The organism is Frankia umida (assembly GCF_023242945.1).
In the GTDB taxonomy this organism is placed as follows: domain Bacteria; phylum Actinomycetota; class Actinomycetes; order Frankiales; family Frankiaceae; genus Frankia; species Frankia umida.
Window position 1 is genome coordinate 12,765 of the sequence record NZ_JALKFT010000043.1, and the last position, 20,651, is coordinate 33,415.

The 20,651-nt window shown below is 70.8% G+C and carries 15 protein-coding genes; 6 read left to right on the forward strand and 9 right to left on the reverse strand.

Going from position 1 to position 20,651, the window contains the following annotated elements; all coding sequences use genetic code 11:
* The first annotated feature begins 198 nt into the window (after positions 1–198).
* The 3 genes from MXD59_RS23830 to MXD59_RS23840 all read left to right on the forward strand — a co-directional run bounded on the left by MXD59_RS23830 (position 199) and on the right by MXD59_RS23840 (position 3,700).
* A complete protein-coding gene (locus tag MXD59_RS23830) occupies positions 199–1,560 on the forward strand; it encodes an NsdA family TPR-like regulatory protein (RefSeq protein ID WP_163550129.1) in 1,362 nt (453 codons plus the stop codon).
* Between the two features lie 53 nt (positions 1,561–1,613).
* Positions 1,614–2,189: a GNAT family N-acetyltransferase gene (locus MXD59_RS23835; protein ID WP_248826827.1), complete on the forward strand. Its 576-nt coding sequence runs from the start codon at positions 1,614–1,616 to the stop codon at positions 2,187–2,189.
* 497 nt (positions 2,190–2,686) lie between these two features.
* Positions 2,687–3,700, forward strand: coding sequence for an SAM-dependent methyltransferase (locus tag MXD59_RS23840; RefSeq protein ID WP_248826828.1), 1,014 nt, complete (start codon positions 2,687–2,689; stop codon positions 3,698–3,700).
* Here MXD59_RS23840 and MXD59_RS23845 read toward each other — a convergent pair.
* Entirely contained in the window at positions 3,630–4,916 is a 1,287-nt protein-coding gene (locus tag MXD59_RS23845; RefSeq protein ID WP_248826829.1) for an MFS transporter, read from the reverse strand. The genes MXD59_RS23840 and MXD59_RS23845 overlap by 71 nt on opposite strands.
* 192 nt (positions 4,917–5,108) lie before the next feature.
* On the opposite strand from MXD59_RS23845, the gene MXD59_RS23850 reads away from it, so the two are divergent.
* The gene (locus tag MXD59_RS23850) at positions 5,109–6,005 is read left to right on the forward strand and encodes a LysR family transcriptional regulator (protein WP_248816156.1); all 897 of its coding nucleotides are present in this window, start codon (positions 5,109–5,111) and stop codon (positions 6,003–6,005) included.
* Positions 6,006–6,134: 129 nt separating this feature from the next.
* Here the strand turns inward: MXD59_RS23850 and MXD59_RS23855 are convergent, their stop codons facing one another.
* The 4 genes from MXD59_RS23855 to MXD59_RS23870 form a co-directional block, all read right to left on the reverse strand.
* Positions 6,135–6,806: an enoyl-CoA hydratase-related protein gene (locus tag MXD59_RS23855; RefSeq protein WP_248816157.1), complete on the reverse strand. Its 672-nt coding sequence runs from the start codon at positions 6,804–6,806 to the stop codon at positions 6,135–6,137.
* 178 nt (positions 6,807–6,984) lie between these two features.
* Positions 6,985–7,830: a hypothetical protein gene (locus MXD59_RS23860; RefSeq protein ID WP_248826830.1), complete on the reverse strand. Its 846-nt coding sequence runs from the start codon at positions 7,828–7,830 to the stop codon at positions 6,985–6,987.
* A gap of 335 nt (positions 7,831–8,165) precedes the next feature.
* Positions 8,166–8,963: a DUF8832 domain-containing protein gene (locus tag MXD59_RS23865; RefSeq protein WP_248826831.1), complete on the reverse strand. Its 798-nt coding sequence runs from the start codon at positions 8,961–8,963 to the stop codon at positions 8,166–8,168.
* A gap of 571 nt (positions 8,964–9,534) precedes the next feature.
* Positions 9,535–9,969 (reverse strand): MmcQ/YjbR family DNA-binding protein, encoded by a 435-nt coding sequence (locus MXD59_RS23870; protein WP_248826832.1) that lies wholly within the window; start codon positions 9,967–9,969, stop codon positions 9,535–9,537.
* A 191-nt stretch (positions 9,970–10,160) separates the two neighbouring features.
* Between MXD59_RS23870 and MXD59_RS23875 the strand changes: the two genes are divergently transcribed.
* Positions 10,161–11,876, forward strand: a complete 1,716-nt coding sequence (locus MXD59_RS23875) for an MFS transporter (protein WP_248826833.1) — start codon at positions 10,161–10,163, stop codon at positions 11,874–11,876.
* 48 nt (positions 11,877–11,924) lie between these two features.
* Here the strand turns inward: MXD59_RS23875 and MXD59_RS23880 are convergent, their stop codons facing one another.
* Positions 11,925–13,406 (reverse strand): WS/DGAT domain-containing protein, encoded by a 1,482-nt coding sequence (locus MXD59_RS23880; protein ID WP_248826834.1) that lies wholly within the window; start codon positions 13,404–13,406, stop codon positions 11,925–11,927.
* A gap of 739 nt (positions 13,407–14,145) precedes the next feature.
* Between MXD59_RS23880 and lpdA the strand changes: the two genes are divergently transcribed.
* Positions 14,146–15,549: a dihydrolipoyl dehydrogenase gene (gene lpdA, locus MXD59_RS23885; RefSeq protein WP_248826835.1), complete on the forward strand. Its 1,404-nt coding sequence runs from the start codon at positions 14,146–14,148 to the stop codon at positions 15,547–15,549.
* A 190-nt stretch (positions 15,550–15,739) separates the two neighbouring features.
* Here lpdA and MXD59_RS23890 read toward each other — a convergent pair whose 3' ends face one another.
* The 3 genes from MXD59_RS23890 to MXD59_RS23900 all read right to left on the reverse strand — a co-directional run bounded on the left by MXD59_RS23890 (position 15,740) and on the right by MXD59_RS23900 (position 20,135).
* The gene (locus tag MXD59_RS23890; protein ID WP_248826836.1) at positions 15,740–16,504 is read right to left on the reverse strand and encodes a Zn-ribbon domain-containing OB-fold protein; all 765 of its coding nucleotides are present in this window, start codon (positions 16,502–16,504) and stop codon (positions 15,740–15,742) included.
* A 611-nt stretch (positions 16,505–17,115) separates the two neighbouring features.
* The gene (locus MXD59_RS23895; protein ID WP_248826837.1) at positions 17,116–18,021 is read right to left on the reverse strand and encodes a histone deacetylase; all 906 of its coding nucleotides are present in this window, start codon (positions 18,019–18,021) and stop codon (positions 17,116–17,118) included.
* A 461-nt stretch (positions 18,022–18,482) separates the two neighbouring features.
* Positions 18,483–20,135 carry an HNH endonuclease signature motif containing protein gene (locus MXD59_RS23900; protein WP_248826839.1) on the reverse strand — a complete coding sequence of 551 codons (1,653 nt, stop codon included), beginning with the start codon at positions 20,133–20,135 and terminating at the stop codon, positions 18,483–18,485.
* Positions 20,136–20,651: the final 516 nt, after the last annotated feature.

Here is a 20,651-nt window from a genome sequence, read left to right on the forward strand (position 1 = left end):
AACCTCCCCGAAACAAAGGCGGTTGGATCAACAGTGATCCAGGGACAGTGGGCAGCAGGTACCCGATGGCTCAGAAGTGCCGGAGTTTCGGGTCATGACACAGTTCGCCGTTGCCCGACGACAGAGTGCAACAGATGGGTGCCTGACCCGCAACGGCTCGTTGCACCCTCCGATACAGATGCGGCTGGGAGGTTCACGGTGGAGGCTGAACGGCAACGCAATGATTCACTGGACGAGCTGGCAGGCATGCTCCAGTCATTGATCGGAGACAACGAGACAAACATCAGCAGACTGGCCGAGCGGACTGGCTTCAAGCGGCAGCAGGTGTCCAGGGCGGTAAACGGGAGGGAGGTGCCTTCACCAGATCTCTCCGATGCCCTGGACGTCGTACTTCCCTGCGGGGGGGCGATTCGCCGGCTGCGCGACGCCGCCGATCGAGAGAAGCGGGCGCGCCGCCTTGGTGTCGTCCCGCCGATGCGACGACCAAGCGATGAGTTTGTCCCTGCACCGGAGGGGATGCTTATTACCCATGGTGCACGGACCATTGACCATGAGGTGATTTCCACGAACCGGCGAGAGTTTGCTGCACTCCCGGCACTGCCGGCTCTGTCGGCGATCGCCGCGTCCACCCGGGCGCGGATCGAGACAGGCAGCGCATCGGACCGCACGCTCGACGAGCTGGAGTCCGACGTCGACGAGATCGCCCAGGTCTACGGCTCCGCCCCACATCTGGCGCTGTTGGGCGAGGTCGCGGAACGCTGGAAGCAGATCGAGTCGATCCTGGACGGCCGGATGTCCGCCGGCACCCGGGCCCGGGTGACTCAGCTGGGCGGTCAGCTCACCTACTTCCTCGGACGGCTGGCGTTCAACACGAACGACTTCCGCTCCGCCCGCCGTTTCGCCGGGCTGGCCGGCACCTATGCCGACGAGATCGGCGAGCCGGTGCTGATCATGTCGGTCGCCGCACTGCAGAGCTCGATCGCCTATCACACCCAGCGGTATCGGCAGGCGATCGCCGCACTGAACCTCGTTCAGCAGGTTCGGCATCCGTACATGGACGGCCGGATGGCGGCCTACGAGGCCCGGGCATATGCGAAGATGGGCGACCAGGAATCCGCCCGCGACGCCCTGAACCGGATGGAGGCGGCCTCCTGCACGATGGCCCCGATGCCGGGTGAGACGCCGGTCGGTCCGGCCGCCGTCGCGATGTTCCGCTCCGGTGTCGCCATCAACATGGGGGATGTCGACATGGCCCAGGAATGGGCGCCGATCGCGATCGCCGGTTATCAGCGCAAGGGCGGTGACTACACCGTCGAGGAATCACAGCACGCCTACATGTCGTACGCGTCGAAGTTCCTCATCGGACGGGAGCCGGAACCCGAGGAGGCAGCCCGTATCGCGATGGACGTCATCCGAACGGCACCGGACGAGCTGACGCATACTGTGAAGGCGAGGCTGCGCCAGTGCGCCTCCTCGTTCTCCCCGGCCCACCATCGAATCCCCGCGGTCTCGTCCTTCCTCGAGGCGTGCCGCACCCTTCCGGCAGGCGGTACTGGATGAGGACGAAAGCCACCCTGGTTACCATCCCGACCCTCTCGACCGACCGACTGGTTATGCGTCCGTTGCGATCCAGTGACGCGCCTGGCTTCGTCACGATCTGGTCGGACACCGAGTTCACCCGCTACATCGGCGGCCGTTGTGATCCCGACAGCGTCTGGCACGCGATGGCCGGCAACATCGGCTGCTGGGCACTGACCGGCGTGGGCCCGTGGGCCGTGGTCGAACGCGCCACCGGCGACCTCGTCGGCCGCGCGGGCCTGTGGACCGAACCGGGTTGGCCCGGCATCGAAGCGGTCTGGTTCATCCGCCGGGACCGTTGGGGTCGCGGCTACGCCCGCGAGGCCGGCACCGCCGCGATCAGCTGGGTGTTCGCCGAACAACCCGAACTCGCCGAAGTGATCTCGGTGATCCTGCCCGAGAACACCGCGTCCGTACGTGTCGCCGAACGCCTCGGCATGACCTGCGCGCGCCTTCAGTACCTGCACGGCGAGGAGCATGCCGTCTACGCCATCAGCCGGGCCGCCTGGTTCGACCGGCTCGCCGGCGCCGTGCCCCGTGGTGTCGCCGAGCGACCCGCCGCCGCGGCCGGCCTGCCCACCCCGCCACTGCCCGCCCACAGCTCCACCTGAGCCCCCGAACCGCCTGATCCACCCGAACCACCTGTGTCGCCTGGGCCGTCCGAGTCACCTGAGTCATCCCCCACCTGACTCATCCACCGTGACTCGCCCGTCGCCTCCCCGAGGCACCCGGGACACCGACCGCACGACGCCCGGCCCGACCACCCCGCCCCACCTGGCCCGGACGCCCCGCGGTCGGGCAGGCCGCCGGCCGATCACCCCGATCGACCGCGCCCTGCCTGACCGACCCCGCGCCCTGCCCGGCCAGCCCACACCCGCATGGCCGGCCCGCCTGCCCTGCCCCACCGGCCCGCCTGCCCTCTTCGGCGAGCCCGCACGCGCTGCCCCGCGGGCCCGCCCGCGCTGCCCGGCGGGTTCGCGTCCCGAGCCGTCCGTCCTCGCGTCCCAGGGTGAGCGACGCCGCGGCGCGGACGTGGTCTCGTCTGGCGGACCATCCAGCCTGGAGCTACCTTCGGTGACGAGACGGGCGCATCCCTGGAGGTCGGGCCATGGCGAACGTGCGGCACGCAGTACCCCGCGGGCAGACGAAGCATCCGGACGACGTCGACGGGAGCCACAGCGTCGACGGCCCGGCCAGCACCGACGGCCTGGCCAGCACCGACGGCCTGGTCGACTGGGACATCACCACCGGGGTGGGCATCACCGCGCTGGCCGTGGCCGCCGCCCGGGCGGTGGAAAGCGGCCAGCCGGACGCGATGTGTGACGACCCGTGGGCGGCGGCGTTCGTGCGGGCCGCCCACCTGCCGCATCCGATGCCGACGACACCCGCGGAGGTGGGCGACCACGCGTTACCGGACACGTGGATGCTGACCAACCGTTACCTGGGTATCCGGACGAAGTTCCTCGACGCGGTGGTCACCGGGGCGCTCGCGGACGGCATCCGTCAGACGGTCATTCTCGCCGCGGGGCTGGACACCCGGGCGTTCCGGTTGTCGTGGCCGGCGGGAAGCACCGTGTTCGAGATCGACCAGCCACGGGTGCTGGCCTTCAAGCTGGCGGTGCTGCGGGCCCGGGGCGCGGTGGCGGGCTGCGTCCATCATCCGGTGCCGGTGGACCTGCGCCGGGACTGGGCGATGTCGCTGCGGGCGACCGGGTTCGACCCGGACACGCCGACATTGTGGCTGGTCGAGGGGCTGACGCCGTACCTGCCGGCGCAGGCCGAGCTCCAGCTGCTGGCCGGGGTGGACGCCCACTCCGCCCCGGGCAGCCGGATCGCCGTGGAGGAGGCCCGCCGCATTCTGACCGCGGTCAGCGACGCCGAACTCGACGGCGCCCGGGACCGGTGGGGTGTCGACATGCGCGCGCTCGTCCACGACGACGACGATCGGGACGCCGCGGGAGTGCTGCGTGGGCTCGGATGGACGGTCAGCGCCGAGGGGATCGCCGCGGTCGCGCGGCGCTACGGCCATCCCGTCACCGACGCGTTCGCGGTCACGGCGCAGGCGAGTCAGTTCGTGACCGCCGAGCGCCCGGGTGCAGCCACTCCCACCCGGCCACGGTGACGGCCAGCAGCCCGAAGGCGGCGCCGGTGAGGCTGACCCCCGTCCATCCGCCATGGCTGTAGGCGGCGTCGGCGGCCAGGGAGCCCAGCAGACCCCCGGTGAAGTAGGTGGCCATGTAGGCGGCGGTCAGCCGGCTTCGGGCCTCGGGGCGCAGCGCGTAGATCTCGCTCTGGTTGGTGATGTGCAGCGCCTGCACCGCCAGATCCAGCACCAGGACGCCGACCACGAGTCCGGCCAGGTGCTGACCGCCCAGGCCCAGCGGCAGCCAGGACACCAGCAGCAGCCCCGCCGAGCCGAGCGTGACCAGGCTCGCCCGCCCCCGGTCGGCGGCCCGGCCGGCCCCGGCGGCGGCCAACACGCCGACCAGGCCGAGCAGACCGAACAGGCCGATGACACCGGTCGAACAGCCGTAGGGCGCCGCGCTGAGCAGGAACGACAGTGGCGTCCACAGGACGCTGAACCCCCCGAACGCCGCCGCCCCGTAGATCGCGCGTCGGCGCAGCACCGGTTCGTCCCGCAGCAGTCGTCCCACCGACGCCACCGCCTCGCCGTAACGCGGGGCGGCGGTGGCGTCCGGGCGGGGCCGTTCCGCCGGCAGCCGGACGGCGAGCACCACGCACATCACCACCTGCACCCCGCCGGCCACCCAGTACGGGGTGCGCCAGCCACCCAGATCCGCGAGCCAGCCCGCGGCCGTGCGGGCCAGCAGGATGCCCATCAGCAGCCCGCTCATCACCGTGCCCACGACCTTGCCGCGCTCGGCGTCCCCGGCCAGACTCGCGGCGAAGGCCACCCCGACCTGAGCGCTGACACTCAGCGCCCCGACCGCGATACCCGCGGCGAACAGCTGCGCCGGTGAGCTGGCCGTGGCCAGCACGACGAGGGCCGCGGCCTGGCCCGCGGTGAGCAGCGGGATGAGCCGGCGACGGGCCACCAGGTCCCCGACCGGCACCAGCAGGCACAGCGCCACCAGATAGCCGGCCTGGGTGACGGTCACCAGCAGTCCCGCCGCCCCGGTGGACATCCCCAGGTCGGCACGGATGTCGTCCAGCAGGGGTTGGGCGTAGTACATCGCCGCGACGCTGAGCCCGGTGCTCACCGCCAGCAGCCCGAGCAGTCCCCGGCCGATCGCCGTGGTCGCCGTGGTCGCCGTGGTCGCCGGGTCGGCCGGTGGCGGCCTGGTCAGGCCGCGGGAAGGTGCGTTCCGCTCGATCACGTCCCCAGCGTCGCCCCGTACGGGTAACCTGTCCAACAGAACAATCAGCATAGTTTCATCGGTGGGGGCGATGATTTCGTCCGGCGGCTGATCGCCCGTGTGACAGCGGGCGCGCGGGCGCGCACACGACGCGCACCATGACGCGCACCGCGACGCACCGCGACGCGCACCGTGATGGACCCGGGGAGTGGCATGGTGGAGCTACGGCAGCTGGAGCACTTCCTCGCGGTCGCCGAGGAGCTGCACTTCACCCGGGCCGCGCGGCGGGTGAACATCGTCCAGTCGGGGCTGTCGTCGTCCATCGGGGCGTTGGAGAAGGAACTCGGCGCGAAGCTGTTCGTCCGCAGTACCCGGGCCGTGCGGCTGACCCGGGAGGGTGAGGTGCTGCTGACCGAGGCGCGGCGGGTCCTGGCCGCCGCGCAGTCCGCGCGCACGGCCGTCGCCGGGGTCGTCAGCGGGGTGCGCGGACCGCTCACCATCGGGATCATGCAGAGTTTCCGGCGTGGGGTGACCGACGCGCTCGCCGCCTTCCACACCGCCCATCCCTCGGTGGACCTGCGCGTGGTGCAGGCACCCACGGTGATCCTGCTCGACCGGGTCGCCGGCGGGCGCCTGGACATCGCCTTCGCCTGCGTGGCGGAACCACTGGCGGCGCTGGAGGTCACCCCGCTCGACTCGGAGCCGATGGTGTTCGCCTGCCACGCCGGGCATCCGTTCGCCGCCCGGTCGTCGGTGACCCTCGCGGACGCCGCCGGCGAGTCGTTCGTCGACTACCCACCGGGATGGGGTGCCCGCACGATCGTCGACGCCGCGTTCACCGAACTCGGTATCAGGCGCCGCCCGGCCTGCGAGGTCGGCGACACCGACACCCTGCTCGACCTCGTCGCCCACGGTCTGGGCGTCGCCGTCCTACCGCCGAGCCTGAACAACCGCGTCCACGACGGTCTGCGGCTGATCCCCCTGGACCCGCCCGCCCCCATCTACCCGACGGCGATCGTCACCCCCGCCGGCGCCACCTCCACCGCCGCCCGCATCCTGCGCGACACCGTCCTTGCCCATCAGCCCGGCCAGCCCCGCTCCCCCGCGTAGCCCCGCCGTCCAGCCTGACCCGCCGTCCAGCCTGACCCCCGTCGTCACGGATGGCCCCCGTCGTCACGGATGGCCCCGTCGTCACGGATGGCCCAGCCGTCCAGCCTGGACCGTCGTCCCGGAGGGTGCTCAGACGCCGGGGGTGGGGGTGCGCAGCGCGGCGAGGGCCTCGGCGTAGAGGGTCTCCTTGATCTGGGCGCGGGCCGGTTTGGTCTTCGCCGCGAGCGGACGGGCGAGCTCCAGCGCGGCGCCGAGCAGACCGTCGGCGGAGGCCACGGCATCGACGATGCCGGCGCCGAGCGCCTGCTGGCCGCCGTAACGCTGGCCGGTGGTCATCGCCAGATGGGCGGTGGACGGGGCGAGCCGGGCGCGGACCAGCGCGGACATGCCCGGGGTGAACGGCAGGTCGATGTCGACCTCGGGCAGGCAGAAATAGCCCCGGTCCGTGCGCATCACCCGCAGGTCGTGGGCTAGCGCCCAGATCGCGCCGGCGGCGAAGGCATGACCGTTGAGCGCGGCCACGGTGACCACCGGCGAGGCGAGCGTACGGGCCAGCAGACGGTGCACCCGGTCGAGGTAGGGGCCGACCTGATCGGTATGGCTGAGCAGCCAGTCCAGGGCGAGACCGTTCGACCAGAACCGGCCGCTGCCCACGGTCACCAACGCCCGTGGTCCCTCGGCGGCGGCGGCCTCGTCCAGGGCTGCCTCGACGGCGTCGATCCAGTAGGGGTGGAACCGATTCTCGTCATCGGGGTCAAGATGCAGCACGAACACCTCACCATCGCGCTTCATCGTTGGCATCTGCCGAACGTACCGCGATGAGCTGTGCTTCCTTTTCTCAGGATCGCGCGTCGAAGGTGCCACCCGGCCAGGTGGCACGGCCAGGTGGCACGGCCAGGTGGCAGGGCCAGCGCGGGCCTATGGCCACCGGATCGCCGCGTGCCGAACCAGACCGCCGTCGCGGAGTCCCCGTCGATCCTCACGGGGCGAGAGCGGCCGGGGTGGCCCATTCGGGGGCGACCGTGGTCCCGTCCACCGTGAGGCTGTAGCCGCCGTCCTCGTCGAGTTGGGTGACCAGCAGGGCGAGCAGCGTCTGTAACCGGGCGAGCCGCTCGCTGTCCGGGGCGGACGGCGAGCGCAGGGCCTCGGCGAACGGGTCGAGCCAGCTGGCGAACAGCTCGTCATAGCTGTCGTGGAAACAGGCGAATCCGACGCAGACGGTGCCGGTGCCGTCCGGCCCGCGCATCAGCTCGCCGATGGCCCGCTGCTCCTCCCGCCAGAGCATGAACCGCGGCTCGCCGGCGCGCTCGGCCTTGCGCAGCGAACTGGCCCCCGCCGGCGGCCCGCCCTCCTGCGCGCCGGACGGGGGATCCTCGTCGTAGAGCTGGCTGGAGAAGGCACGGCCGATGTCGGCCAGCAACGCGGCGACCAGCCGGGTGTCGGTGGCACTGTCGAAACGCAGCAACGCCAGCCGTGAGTAGAGGATCTCCAGCGTGCCGAGGTAGCGAGCGACGCAGTACACCGTGCCGAGCACGGCCAGACGCCCGCGCCGCTGCGTCGATCCCAGATAGCCCTGCAACCCACGCTCGCGGATCGTGTGCAGCCGCGCGCCCAGATCCACGACGGCGAGCAGCAGCGGCTCGCGGTAGCGGTCCAGCTCCGCCTTGGCCGCCGAGCGCTTCTCGTGGTCGCGGGCCGAGCGCTCCGACTCGAACCGCATCCGCTCCAGCTCGACACCCTGGCGGCGCGTCCACACCGACGCGCCCACGGACACCACGACACTCGCCACCGACGTGATCAGTGCCGCGATGATGCCGGCGTCCACCGCACCCCCACCAGTCCCCCACGCTGACCCGGCCCGCACCGATCCGGCCCGCACCGATCCGGTCCCGAACCGATCCGGTCCCGAACCGATCCGGTCCCGAACCGATCCGGTCCCGAACCGATCCGGTCCCGAACCGTGCGCGTGCCACTCCGTGCCGACGTATCCGCGACGATCATCGTAGCGCCGCGGAGCGCCGTGCGGGTGTCTTCCACCCGGGTCGTCGTGGGGGGCGGCGGGCGGCTCTCAGGACCGAACCAGGGACCGCGCCAGGAACCACGTAAGGACCCGCATCGGGGACCGTCAGGGGCCCATCTCAGGGGCAGGCGGGGCGACGATCAGCGGGCGGTGAGGGTGAGAGCGGCGGTGTGGAGCTGGCCGGCGGCGCGGAACTGCAGGTAGATCCGCCAGGCACCGGGGCGGGGCAGCAGCGCGTCGAAGGTGAGGGTCGGGCCGCCGCGGCCGGTGGCGGACCGACCGATCGCGGCGGGACCGAGGGGATGCAGGTGCGCGAAGGCGAGATCGTTCTGGTGGAAGGCGCTCAGGTGGGCGTAGCTGGCCAGATATGGCTGCAGATCGGTGACGGGCTGACCGTCACGACTCACGGTGACCGTCAGCGGGCTCGTGGTCCCGGCGCGCGGGGGACCCTGCGGGGCGGCCAGGCTCAGGGTGTAGCCGTCCACGACGGTCGTGGTGGCGGGTGCGGGCACAGGCGTGGGGACGGCCGCCCCGGGCACGACGAGGGCAACGCTGAGGACGAAACGGTTGGCGCGTCCGTCCACCGCCGTGGTGAAGGCGGCGTAGGCCCGGTAGAGGCCGCTCGCGGGGGCGGCGAGGGTGGCCGTCCAGGTGCCGTCCGCGGCCATGGTCGGGTGGACGTGCTGGAAGCCGACCAGGTCCGAGCGGATCAGATAGAGGTGCATCGCCGCGTCCTGTTCCTGGACGAACCGGGTGATCGCCTGACCACCCACACCGCGGATCTGGAAGCGCAGCTCGACCGGCCAGTTCGCGGCGAACTGCGTGGTCTCCGGCACCAGCCTCACCCCGCCCGCCGCGACCGCCAGCCCGTCACCACTGCCATCACCGACACCGGAGCCCTCACCGACACCGGTGCCCTCGCCATGGGTGTCGGGCATCGCGTGTTCGGGTTCCCTCGCATGGTCGGCCGGATGCGAGGCGACAGCCGAGCCGGATGTCCGTGGGACACGGCCGGAATCGACGGCGCCCGTGGTGTCGGCACCGCAGGCCGTGACCGCGGCGAGAGCAGCCACGACGGTGGCGGCGGCGAGCGGCCGGGCCGACCGGGAACGGGCGCGCAGACGAGAACGGGAGCCGGCGCCGGAACGAGCGTGGGAACCGGGACAGGAAAAGGCGCGGGAGCGGAGACGGGGGCGGGCGGCCAGCATCGAACAGAGCCCTCCTCCGGGCGGAAAACGGGGGTCGTGCACCCGGATATCCCATTCCAGGGACACCCGGTCTCGATCACGGACGGCACAACCGGCGGGACGACACAACCGGCGGGACGGCCCCACCAGTGCGGGAATCCCGCGCCATCAGCACGTGCGGGCGCTCGTCGACATTCTAGGAAATGCGCGGCAGGTCACCCCACCATGCGGCTCCCCCGGCAACACGGCTCCCCCGGCAACACAGCTCCCCCAGCAACACAGCTCCCCCGGAAACACGGTGCTCTGGCGGGGATGCCGAGGGTCAGCGGGATTCGTCGAGGTAACGCCGCGCCAGCACCTTGGGAGCGCGGATCAGCCATGCTTCGGTGGTCAGTTCCGCCAGATCGGCGCCCCTGATCTCGCCGAGCCGCACCAGCACCGCAGGAAAGGCCGCGAAGTGCGCCACGGTGAAGTACACCTCGGGTTCCTCGGCGATCAGCGCGGCCCGCACCCCAAGGTCTGCGACCCGGACGGCGAGTGGCACCTCACCGGTCGCGACGACCGCGTCCGCCGCGGTTGTGCCCGGCGCGGTTGTGCCCGGCGCGGCACGCAGGCCCTCACGGTCGGCCCGCCGCAACGGACGCTCCCAGACAAAGGTCGCCTTACGCACCCGCCAGGCGACGCTGCCGTAGGACGTCCCCTCGCTGACCTCGGGCAACCCGAGCGCGATGCGCCGCACATCCGCCCAGTCCGCCATGCGGATCACTGTAACGATCCGTCCCGGCGACCACAGCCCGACCCACGCCTCCAGCACGCGGCTCCAGCCCACGGCCGCGGGCACGAGCCTGGGCAGATGAGGGATATCGGCGCGGGCACGGGGCACAGGGCCAAGGTCACCAGGCGTCCCGGCGGTGGGCGCGGGTCACGGGATCGGACGCGGGAGGTGGCATGGCCGGCCACGGTGCGCACGACCACGACATACGCCGCAGCGGCATGGACGAGGCCACGGCGAGGGACCTCCCGGGACGGGACGACAACCGGGCGGCCGGGGTCGTGCGCACCGCGATTCCGGCCCGGCTGGACCGGCTGCCCTGGGCCAGGTTCCACTGGATGATCATCGTTGGCCTGGGGACCGTCTGGATTCTGGACGGGCTCGAGGTGACGATGGTCGGCGCGGTCGGTTCGCGCCTGACCGAGGACGGCAGCGGCATCGCACTGTCGTCCGCTGACATCGGCACCGCCGCGGCGATCTACGTGCTCGGCGCCTGCGTCGGCGCGTTGTTCTTCGGGCAGCTCACCGACCGGTTCGGCCGCAGGAAGCTGTTCATCCTCACCCTCGGCGTCTACATCACGGCCACCACACTCACCGCGTTCTCCTGGACGCCCTGGTTCTTCTTCCTGACGCGGTTCTTCACCGGTGCCGGTATCGGCGGCGAGTACGCCGCGATCAACTCCGCGGTGGACGAGCTCATTCCCGCCCGGGTGCGTGGCCGCGTCGACCTGATCATCAACGGTACCTACTGGGCCGGTTCGGCCGCCGGGTCGGGGCTGACCGTCTTCTTCCTGTCCGAGCACTACTTCGCGGCGGATGTCGGCTGGCGGCTCAGTTTCGGCCTGGGAGCGCTGCTGGGTCTGGTGATCCTCATCGTCCGCCGACACGTGCCGGAAAGCCCACGGTGGCTGTTCATCCACGGCCAGGCCGACGAGGCCGAAAGGATCGTCGGCGACATCGAGACGTCGGTCGAGGCGGACACCGGCCAGCCACTGCCACCGGCGACGAGCAGCATCACGGTGCGCCAGCGCCAGGTGATTCCGCTGCGGACGATCGCCGAGACCGCGTTTCGCACCTATCCCCGCCGGGCCGTCCTGGGCCTCGCCCTGTTCATCGGGCAGGCTTTTCTTTATAACGCGTTCACGTTCGACCTGGGCACGATGCTGACCACGTTCTACGACGTGAAGTCGTCCGCGGTTCCGGTGTTCCTGGTCGTCTACGCCCTCGGCAACTGTGCCGGGCCGCTGCTGCTCGGGCCGCTGTTCGACACGGTCGGACGTAAACCGATGATCGCCGGGACGTACCTCGCGGCAGCCGCGTTCGGCGTGGTCCTGGCGGTGCTGTTCCATTCCGGCGCGCTGACCGCGTGGACGTTCCTCGCGGTGGTGGCGGTCACCTTCTTCTTCGCCTCCGCGGGGGCGAGCGCCGCCTATCTCACGGTCAGCGAGATCTTCCCGATGGAGACCCGCGCCCTGGCGATCGCGTTCTTCTACGCGATCGGCACCGGTATCGGCGGCATCGCCGGCTCGCTGCTGTTCGGCCATCTCATCGACACCGGACGCACCGGCCCGGTGATGGTCGGTTTCCTCATCGGCGCCGCGGTGATGGCCATCGGCGGCGTCGCCGAGCTCCTGCTCGGTGTGGACGCGGCCGGCCGTTCCCTCGAGGAGATCGCCGCTCCCCTGACCACCACCAGGAACACGAACGAAGCGAACACCGCAGACACAGACACCGCAGACACAGACACCGCGGGCACGGACACGGCGGCTATGGGCAGTCGCGCGGTTGCCCCCAGGGGCGGGCATGCGTCAGGCCACGGCGCATGCCCGCCCCAGGAGGCGCCCGCATCCCACCAGGGTGATCGGCCGGGGCGACTACCGGCCGGGGACTGACGGCGTGGGGATGCGGGCGGCGCGGTCAGCGCACCGAGGGGGCCCACCTCACCGGGCGCGCGGACCCGGATGACGCTGGTGCGGAACCTGCACGCCGATCGGCGCGAGGCGGTTCATCTCGTCGAGTTCGTGGCGCCACAGGGTGGCGAGTCGCTCGTGGTTGGGCACGCTGTCACTGGCGGCGAAGGTGATGCCGACCCGGTCGCCGACGCCGAACAACGCCACCGACAGGTGCTGGCGCCCGGCGAGCAGCGGTCCGGTGCCGATGAGTTCGGTGACCTTGCGTCCGGCGACCTCCAGCGGACCGCGCACGGTGCGGGCGTTCGTGGCGACCATCGCGAGTTCGTGGGTGCGTCCCCCGAAACTCGCCGCGTACGACAGCATGCGTGGGGTGGCGCGCTGGGCGACCGTGGGGAAAAGGTGGTGTTCGACCAGGCCGATGCCGCCACGCTTGAGCGCCTTGGTCCGCTCGGCGATGCGGGCGAGCCGGTGGGCGGCGTCCGGTTCCCCGCACGGCAGCGCGACCCGCACACCCGAGGTGTAGTTCGACAGCACGTTCTGGTCGGCCGCGAGCCGGATGCTCACCGGCATCAGCGCGTGCACCGGACGGTCGTCGTGGCGCCATTCGAACTCCGACCAGGTGCGGACGGCACCGGCGAGCGCGGCGAGATAGACGTCGTTGACGGTGGCGTTGTGCCGGCGGGCGGCCGTGCGGATCTCACCGAGGTCGGCGGTGGTCCAGGTGTGCCGGGCGGGGCCCCGCGGCGGGCCGCCCCAGGCGTCGAGCACCCGCGTCGGTGACAGCACGTTCAGGCCACGGGTGACAAAACGCAGATAGTCGGCGGCCTTGGGCCGCGCGATCGACGTGGGCAGCCCGATGTCGGGATCGTCCTCGCCGCCGAAGAGCAGATGCAGCGCCCGGTAGAGCGCGGCGCCGTCCTGGGCGATGTGGCTGGTGCGGTACACCAGCACCGAGCCGGACGTCGCACCGCGGCGCCCACCCGAACCGGTGACGTCCGACGATTCACCGGACGAGCCACCGGACGTGCCGGTGCTGTCGCAGATCAGGTAGATCTTCCACGGCTGGCTGTTCGTGTCGGTCGGCCAGCTGGCGATCTGGTCGATGGCCGCGCGGATGCGCCGATCGCCGACGGCGTCACTGTCACCGAGGCGTTCGGCCTGCTCGAGGGTCGGCAACGGGACGGCGGCGACATGGGCGTCGACGTCCATGTCGGGCTGGGAGACCCAGTGCGTCTCGGTGACGGTCGAGCGGCGGTCGGTCGGGCGGACGGTCACCGTTTCCAGCCGGTCGGTGAGCATCAGTGCCCGGGGCTGACGTACCCGTTCGGCGACGTGCGCCCGCAGGTCGGCGAGTTCCACCGGACCATCGAGGAAAAGCACCGCGCCGACATCCTGGAACTCGCCCGGGTTCAGCCTGTGGAAAGCGAGGTACGCTCGGTCACCCGCGGTGAGTGGACGGGCGAACGCCCGGTTGTAGCCGGTCTTCGAGACCGAGTCGACGAGCGTCATCAGGCGCGCCCCCCATCCGAGACCGGGGAGTGGGCACACACGCTGATACCCCTCGGAACAATGCTAGCAGAACGGCGGGAAAGTGCGCCGCGCGGACCTGTACCCATGGACCTGTTTATCCCCGGGCCGTTCCGCCCTGACAACCTTGTGTCGCAGGTCTCGAGATACCAGGACGTTAAACGTGTCGCCCCCGGGAGCCCCCGCCCAGGTATCGCCATGTCAATGCAGCTGAAAAGGGGCCCACCCGCCCCGTGTGGCCCGACGGTGTATCACCACGAAAAGGCCGAGCTCCTACTGCCGACGGGGTCGCCCGAATGTCCCGCCATTTCCGGGCCCCACTGCCCTGTCCAGCTCCGACCCCGCACCCGCCATCCCCGCCCCACGACGAGCGGCCGGACCGACCGACGTCCGACCTCGACCGACAGACAACCTCGACCGATCGACGGCCTAAACCAACAGGCAGCCTCGACCGACAGACGGCCCCGCCCCACCGCAAGCAGCCTCGACCGACAGACGGCCCCGCCCCACCGCAAGCAGCCTCGACCAACGTCCAGCCTCGACCAACCGGCGGCCTCGACCGGCGGACGCGGCGGCCACCGGACGGGCGGGTGGGCATCCTGGGCACAGCGGGACGGACCGTCTCCCCGGGGGCGGGGGGACGGTCGGCCCACGCGAGGTGTGACCGAACGCCGGGTGACGGGCTCGTCGCCGGACTGTCCAGGGTCGTTAGGCTCGGCGTGTGAGCGAACATTTCGACGTGGTGGTGCTCGGCGCCGGGCCGGGCGGATACGTGGCCGCGATCCGAGCAGCCCAGCTCGGTCTGTCCACGGCGGTGGTCGAGGAGAAGTACTGGGGTGGGGTGTGCCTCAACGTGGGCTGCATCCCGTCCAAGGCGTTGTTGCGCAACGCCGAGCTGGTACACACCCTCACCCACGAGGCCAAGACCTTCGGCATCTCGGTCAACGGCGAGCTGTCGTTCGACTACGGGGAGGCGTTTCGCCGCAGCCGCAAGGTCGCGGACGGCCGGGTCAAGGGCGTCCACTTCCTGATGAAGAAGAACAAGATCACCGAGTTCAACGGGCGCGGCACGTTCCTCGATGATCACACCCTGTCGGTGGCGACGGCGGACGGCTCCACCCAGACGGTGAGTTTCGACCACGTCATCATCGCCGCCGGCGCGACCCCGCGACTGCTGCCGGGCACGTCCCTGTCGGACCGGGTGGTCACCTACGAGCAGCAGATCCTCACCGAGAAGCTGCCGCGCAGCATCGTCATCGCGGGCGCGGGCGCGATCGGCGTCGAGTTCGGCTACGTGCTCAACAACTACGGCGTGGACGTCACGATCGTCGAGTTCCTCGACCGGATGGTGCCGCTGGAGGACGTCGACGTCTCCGCGGAACTGATCAAGCACTACAAGAAGGCCGGGGTGAAGGTCCTCACCTCGACCCGGGTCGACTCGATCGACGAGTCGGGCGAGCTCGTCCGGGTCACCGTGACCGGCAAGGACGGCACCTCCCAGGTCATCGAGACCGAGAAGGTGCTGCAGGCGATCGGCTTCGCACCGAACGTCAAGGGCTATGGCCTGGAGAACACCGGCGTCGCGCTCACCGAGCGCGGTGCGATCGACGTCGACGAGTACGCGCGGACGAACGTCCCGCACATCTTCGCCATCGGGGACGTGACCGCCAAGCTGATGCTCGCGCACGCCGCCGAGGCCATGGGGATCATCGCCGCCGAGACCATCGGTGACGCCGAGACCTACCCGATCGACTACGTGATGGTGCCGCGCGCCACCTACTGCCAGCCGCAGATCGCGAGCTTCGGTTACACCGAGGCGCAGGCCCGCGAACTCGGCTTCGACGTGCAGGTCGCCAAGTTCCCGTTCATGGCCAACGGCAAGGCCCACGGTCTCGGCGAGACCGCCGGCTTCGTCAAGATCCTCTCGGACGGGAAGTACGGCGAGCTGCTCGGCGCGCACATGATCGGCCCGGACGTCACCGAACAGCTCCCGCAGTTGACCCTGGCCCAGCGCTGGGATCTCACCGTGTCCGAACTCGCCCGCAACGTCCACGCCCACCCGACCCTCGGCGAAGCCGTCAAGGAAGCCATCCACGGCCTGGCCGGCCACATGATCAACTTCTGAGGCGCCTCCGCAGCACCCGCGTCAGGCCGGCCTCGCGGACAGGCCGGCCTCGCAGGCCAACCAGCCTCGCGGGCCAACCGGCCTCGCAGGCCAACCAGCCTCGCGGGCCAACCAGCCTCACAGGTCAACCAGCCTCACAGGTGTCAACCAGCCTCCCAGGCCAGTCGGCCTCACAGGTCAGCTCCGACGATCAGTGCGCCCCGGCGGCGGCCGGCACCCGCGGACGAAACACCACGTGGGGTTCGGCCGAGCCGGGCCGCACCGCGAGAACCGCCCGCACGGGCAGGCCGAGGGGCACCTCGTCGGCCGGCACCCCGTCGAGCCGCCCGGACAGCCTGACCCCCTCGGCGAGGGTGACCAGCACGAGGGCGTACGGCGCACGGCCGGCGAAGGCCGGGGTGTCGGGATGCCGCATCACCAGGACGCCCTGCACCACGCCGGTCCCGTCGGCGGGCTCGAGCGCCGCAGGCCCGCCGCACTGCTCGCAGGCCCGGACCGCCGCGGCCACCGGCTCCAGCCACGCCCCACACCGCAGGCAGTGACCCAGCACGAACCGCTCCTCCTGCAGCGCCGCCCACAGCGCCCCCTGCGCCGACGGCTCAAGCACCTGCGGCCGCGTCACCTCCCCCGCACCGCCCGCGGGTCCACCCGAGGCGTCAGCGCCCAGACCGACGCCGACATCCACACCCGCACCGGCCGCGGCACCCGTACCCGCGGTGGAATCGGCCGCGACACCCGCACCAGCACCGCCCCCCGCACCCGGGATCGAGGGCCGCGGCGACGCCGAAGGGTGGACGGGGTGGATCACCCGTACATGCGGCTGGCCACTGATCACTCGCTCCACACCCGCCTTCCGCGCTGGTTCCTCCCGTTCCAGCACAGCACCACCGGGCACCGAATGCCCCCGTTCCGCGCCGTCCCGCACGGCGATTACCGAACCGGCTTCCCTGCTCATGGTTCTCCCCTGGTCGCCGGTGATCCGTCCACGAGGGCCATCGGCCCGCGCCGGCGATGGCCGTGCCACCGTCGACCGCCAGGCGTCACGCCGATGCGCGTCTCTCGGGGGTGCTACGCCCGGCGGTGCCCCGCCCCGCAGCCATCGGACGGGCCACCCGCCGCCTCGGCCGCCGCAAACCCTGCCGGACGGCGGCAAACACCCTCCTACCAGCAAGTTCTATCGCAACCGGAGACGATCGCACGCGCGGGGGTGGCCCGTCCCGGTGCCCGCGCCCGGGGATACCAGACCGGTGGTACCCGGGGCCCGCCGTCCAGGCATGGACGCCCGGTTCCCACAGCGGCGGCCCCGCCGGCCCGGCACCCTCGTGACCGGTGCGCCGCGATGGCCCATCACAACCGGTACTGGCGCAACCACCCGGCACGCGTGGCCGTATGGCCCCCAGCCGGGCCAGCCGGCGCGATCCGGAGTCAGCCGGCGCGATCCGCGGGCGTCGCGATGTCGCGCGCCACGTCGATCGTGCCGACCGGCTGGCCCGGGAGCATGCCCGGCTGCGTGGGGATGAGGGCTGACTGGAAAACGGCGGCAGCTGACTCGGCCGACACCAGAACCTAGGCCTGTCCCGGATGAGATCCAGACGGGACCAGCGCGACACCAGACTGACCCAGCGCGACACCAGACTGGCCCAGTCCGGCACCGGACTGACCCAGCGCGGTACCCGCTTGATCCAGTGCGGCATCAGCCCGGTCCAGGAGGGGAGCGGTCTGGACGGGGAGGGACTCCGTCGGGGTGAGGAGACGCTCGATCTCCGAGGGCGCCCAGTATCCGGCGGCACCCGGACGAGCCGCGAGGTAGGCGGCTATCTGCGCGGCGGGCCAGCCGTGCGCCTCGCGGATGCCCGCGGCCAGCATGGTCAGATAACCGCCGGACGGCACGGACGGCTCGACGTCCGCCATCTGCCAGGGTGCGGTGAAGGTCAGCACCGGGACCCCGCCGCTGTGGCCCACCAGCACGAGGGTCTCGTACCGACCGGCTCCGATCTGGGCCCGCCCGGTACGCAGCACCGCGGCCAGGTCGAGATCGGCTTCGGGCGTGCGGTGCATCTCCTGCGCGGCGACGTCGGCGAACTGCCCGGCGGTCAGCAGGTAGGCGCGGCCAGCAGTCTCCCCCGCCGCGGTGGGGTCGTAGAAGGAAACCCCACCGGTCCAGATCGCCGACTCCGAGGCGAAGTACATCGCTCCCGGCAACATGACCGGCATGGCGAGGCGTGGTGGCCGCGGATCCCGACAGCCCGGATGCCGGTGGGTGCTGCCGGGCGGGCAGCCGCCGGCCAGATAGTAGGTGAGCCGCGCGAGGCGCATGTTCGAGCCGTAGCTGGCGTACCAGACCAGCGCCGGGCCGCCCGAGCCGCCGGCCGCGCCTTCCGGTCCTGCCGCACCTGGCAGGCCTGCCAGGCCCGTCTCGCCATCGGAATCGGCCAAGCTGACCGGTGCGGTCAGGGGAAGGGACTCGCGCATGACCCCAGCATGAACACCCGTCGCCCCAATGGCCACGAGAACCCGACACTGCAGTGCCCCATCGAATGCCCGCCGCTGTCGTGGCCTCGGCCAAACCCGCCGGTGACGTCGACAGCTGCCCATGCGAGGCCAAAACGTCATTGTCGTCACACGCACGCACGGGGAAGCCGCACGAAACACCGGACATCTCTCCTCCCCTTCCTTCGCACCGCTGGCGTGCGTCGATCGATGTGTCTCGGCGGGCAGGGCCGCGTCCCGCCCGGCCCCCGGACTGCCTCGGCCGCGTTCCACCCACCGCGCCCACCACGAGGGAACCCTCCGGTGCGCCGTTCCAACGGGCACAGGCCTCGCGAGCCCAACCGTGAACGGCTCCCGATACCCACGAGCACGACAGGACGACCGGCGGAACGGCACGCTGGCACCACTCCGTCGCCCCAATGGCCCTCAACACCGGCTCGCCCCTATGCCGTGGAGAAAAGATCGGGACGCGGCTGGCTATACGGATTGCGCCGAGGGCGACGCTGCGGATCGATATGCTCCGGAGGAACGAACGTGGGGCGCCGATCCACGTCCATGACAATATCCCAGTGCTCGTGATGCACCCGGCTGTGATGATGCCCGCAGAGAAGCACGCCGTTATCCAGCGCGGATTCGCCGCCATCCAGCCAGGAGACCACATGATGCGCATCCGTCCATGACGGGGGCCGATCACAGCCGGGGAACGCACATCCCTGATCCCGCTTGATCAGGGCCCGGCGGATATGCGGCGGGAACGTGCGCCGCGCCCGGCCCACATCCAACGGCACCCCGTTCGGATCCAGCACGATCCGGCTTACCACCGCGTCACAGACGATCCGGCGCAGCACATCGCGGGGCAACGGAATCCGCCAGTTCGTCACGGCCGGTTCGCAGCCGTGCTCCACCAGGGTCTCCCACCCCACCGTGACCGTCAGATGCGGCCGGGTCCCCCCTGACGACGGCACCGTATCGGCTGACAGCGCTCGATGCGCGAGCTCCACCAGCGCATCCGCCCGGCGCCGAGCGGGACTGCGCTCATCACGGATTCCATCGGCGCTCGGCGCGGGGGCGGACAGACCATCGAGCGCGGTGCGCAGCAGGCCTGCGCCTTCAGCGTCAAGCTCCCCGCTGATCAGCGTCGTGCCTGAGGCCGTATCGGCGAACGTCAGGCGCCGCGCCGCATGCGGATCCACCGGGGCGCCGCCCGCGTCACCACCACCATCGCCGCTCTTCTTCGTGCCGGGCTTGCCACGACCCTCGTGCTCACCCGTCAGCGCATCCGCCTCGGGATCGTCCCCGCCCGGGGAGTCATCCACGTACGTGAGGCGCTCGCGAATCTCCACGCCGTACTTCTGCAACTCGCGGCGATCCATGAACTGGGCCGCCTCCAGCATCAGAGCTTCGGCCTTCGCGACGGCTTCCTGGGACAGGTCCTTCGGAAGCCGGCGCAACGCCTCAACGATCGCCCGGGCGTTCTCCGGACCCAGTCGCCCGTCGGCCAGCGCCTGGCCGACCGCCCGATAGGGACCTTCGACGGTGTCGCGGGCCAGCGCGATCTCCCGTTGCGCATCATCACGGGTCATCTGCAGGCGGCCGCACATCCAGGCCGGCAGATCATCCGAACCCGTACTCGCGGCGAACCCACGGGCCCCGGCCTCGACCAGTACCTGGCTGCGGGCGGCAACCAGCTGGGAGGCCAACGCCCGTACACCCTCCAATACCTCACCGACGTCCTCGTTCGACCACTGCCATGACGGCGATGACAACAGATCTGCCATCACCTCCGACAGCGCCGCCAGACACTCGACCGGACCGGACCGCGTTCCGGAGCCAGCTGCCGCGACTGCGCCGGCAACCGAATCCGGGCCAGCACTGACGCCGGCTACCGAGGCTGAACACGGTTCTTCTGACGGAATGGAATCTGCCGCACCACCGGCCGACACCTTGTCGCCTCCGGACAGGAGAACCCGGCCGGCCGCTCCGGGAATCAGATGCTGAACATCTGCGGGTATGGAACCGGAGGCGGCTTCACCAGCCTTCCCTGCGGAGCCGGGCGGCGGCGCAGGGCCGTCCGGAGAATTTTCCTTGAACATCATGAACACAGCATCTACCATGCACACTTCGATGTCGAACGCTAGTTCGAACTATCTGATGCCTAGTCCGAACAGGCCACGCGTCCACAGCAGGACCAGCGACCCCTCCCAACGGGTCGGCCAACAAGAGCGCCAGCCACACCGGTCGCATACCACCAAGGAATCCTGGAGTCATACAGGAAGCACCGGAAAGCGAGCACGAGAAGGAGAAATTTATTCCGCCAGAAGTCGCCAACCCCAGAATGGAAATCTATTTCTATCTCGGGATTCCGGAGCACCATCCTGGATCTCCGAACACCCTTGCCGGCTTTGCACTTCCGGGCGATTTTAATACCAGACCAATCACGCCGTCCACCTATCGCCGCGAGGCGCCGAGAAGTCCCGTGCGGGATGCAGCGACAGGAGGAGAACCAGACCCAAGAACTACTGATCTTTAATGTTCCGGGTCGGGTTGGTCCGGTGGTGATCGCCACGGTGATCGTTGGGGGTTGGGTAGTGGGTTGGTATGAGGTATGCGAC

Bases quoted from the DNA above. Each gene is read 5' to 3' on its own strand.
- MXD59_RS23835 (WP_248826827.1), top strand. From the start codon at position 1,614: ATGCGTCCGTTGCGATCCAGTGACGCGCCTGGCTTCGTCACGATCTGG.
- MXD59_RS23840 (WP_248826828.1), top strand. From the start codon at position 2,687: ATGGCGAACGTGCGGCACGCAGTACCCCGCGGGCAGACGAAGCATCCG.
- MXD59_RS23850 (WP_248816156.1), top strand. From the start codon at position 5,109: ATGGTGGAGCTACGGCAGCTGGAGCACTTCCTCGCGGTCGCCGAGGAG.
- MXD59_RS23855 (WP_248816157.1), bottom strand. From the start codon at position 6,806: ATGCCAACGATGAAGCGCGATGGTGAGGTGTTCGTGCTGCATCTTGAC.
- MXD59_RS23865 (WP_248826831.1), bottom strand. From the start codon at position 8,963: ATGCCCGACACCCATGGCGAGGGCACCGGTGTCGGTGAGGGCTCCGGT.
- MXD59_RS23870 (WP_248826832.1), bottom strand. From the start codon at position 9,969: ATGGCGGACTGGGCGGATGTGCGGCGCATCGCGCTCGGGTTGCCCGAG.
- MXD59_RS23875 (WP_248826833.1), top strand. From the start codon at position 10,161: ATGGCCGGCCACGGTGCGCACGACCACGACATACGCCGCAGCGGCATG.
- MXD59_RS23880 (WP_248826834.1), bottom strand. From the start codon at position 13,406: ATGACGCTCGTCGACTCGGTCTCGAAGACCGGCTACAACCGGGCGTTC.
- MXD59_RS23890 (WP_248826836.1), bottom strand. From the start codon at position 16,504: ATGAGCAGGGAAGCCGGTTCGGTAATCGCCGTGCGGGACGGCGCGGAA.
- MXD59_RS23895 (WP_248826837.1), bottom strand. From the start codon at position 18,021: ATGCGCGAGTCCCTTCCCCTGACCGCACCGGTCAGCTTGGCCGATTCC.
- MXD59_RS23900 (WP_248826839.1), bottom strand. From the start codon at position 20,135: ATGATGTTCAAGGAAAATTCTCCGGACGGCCCTGCGCCGCCGCCCGGC.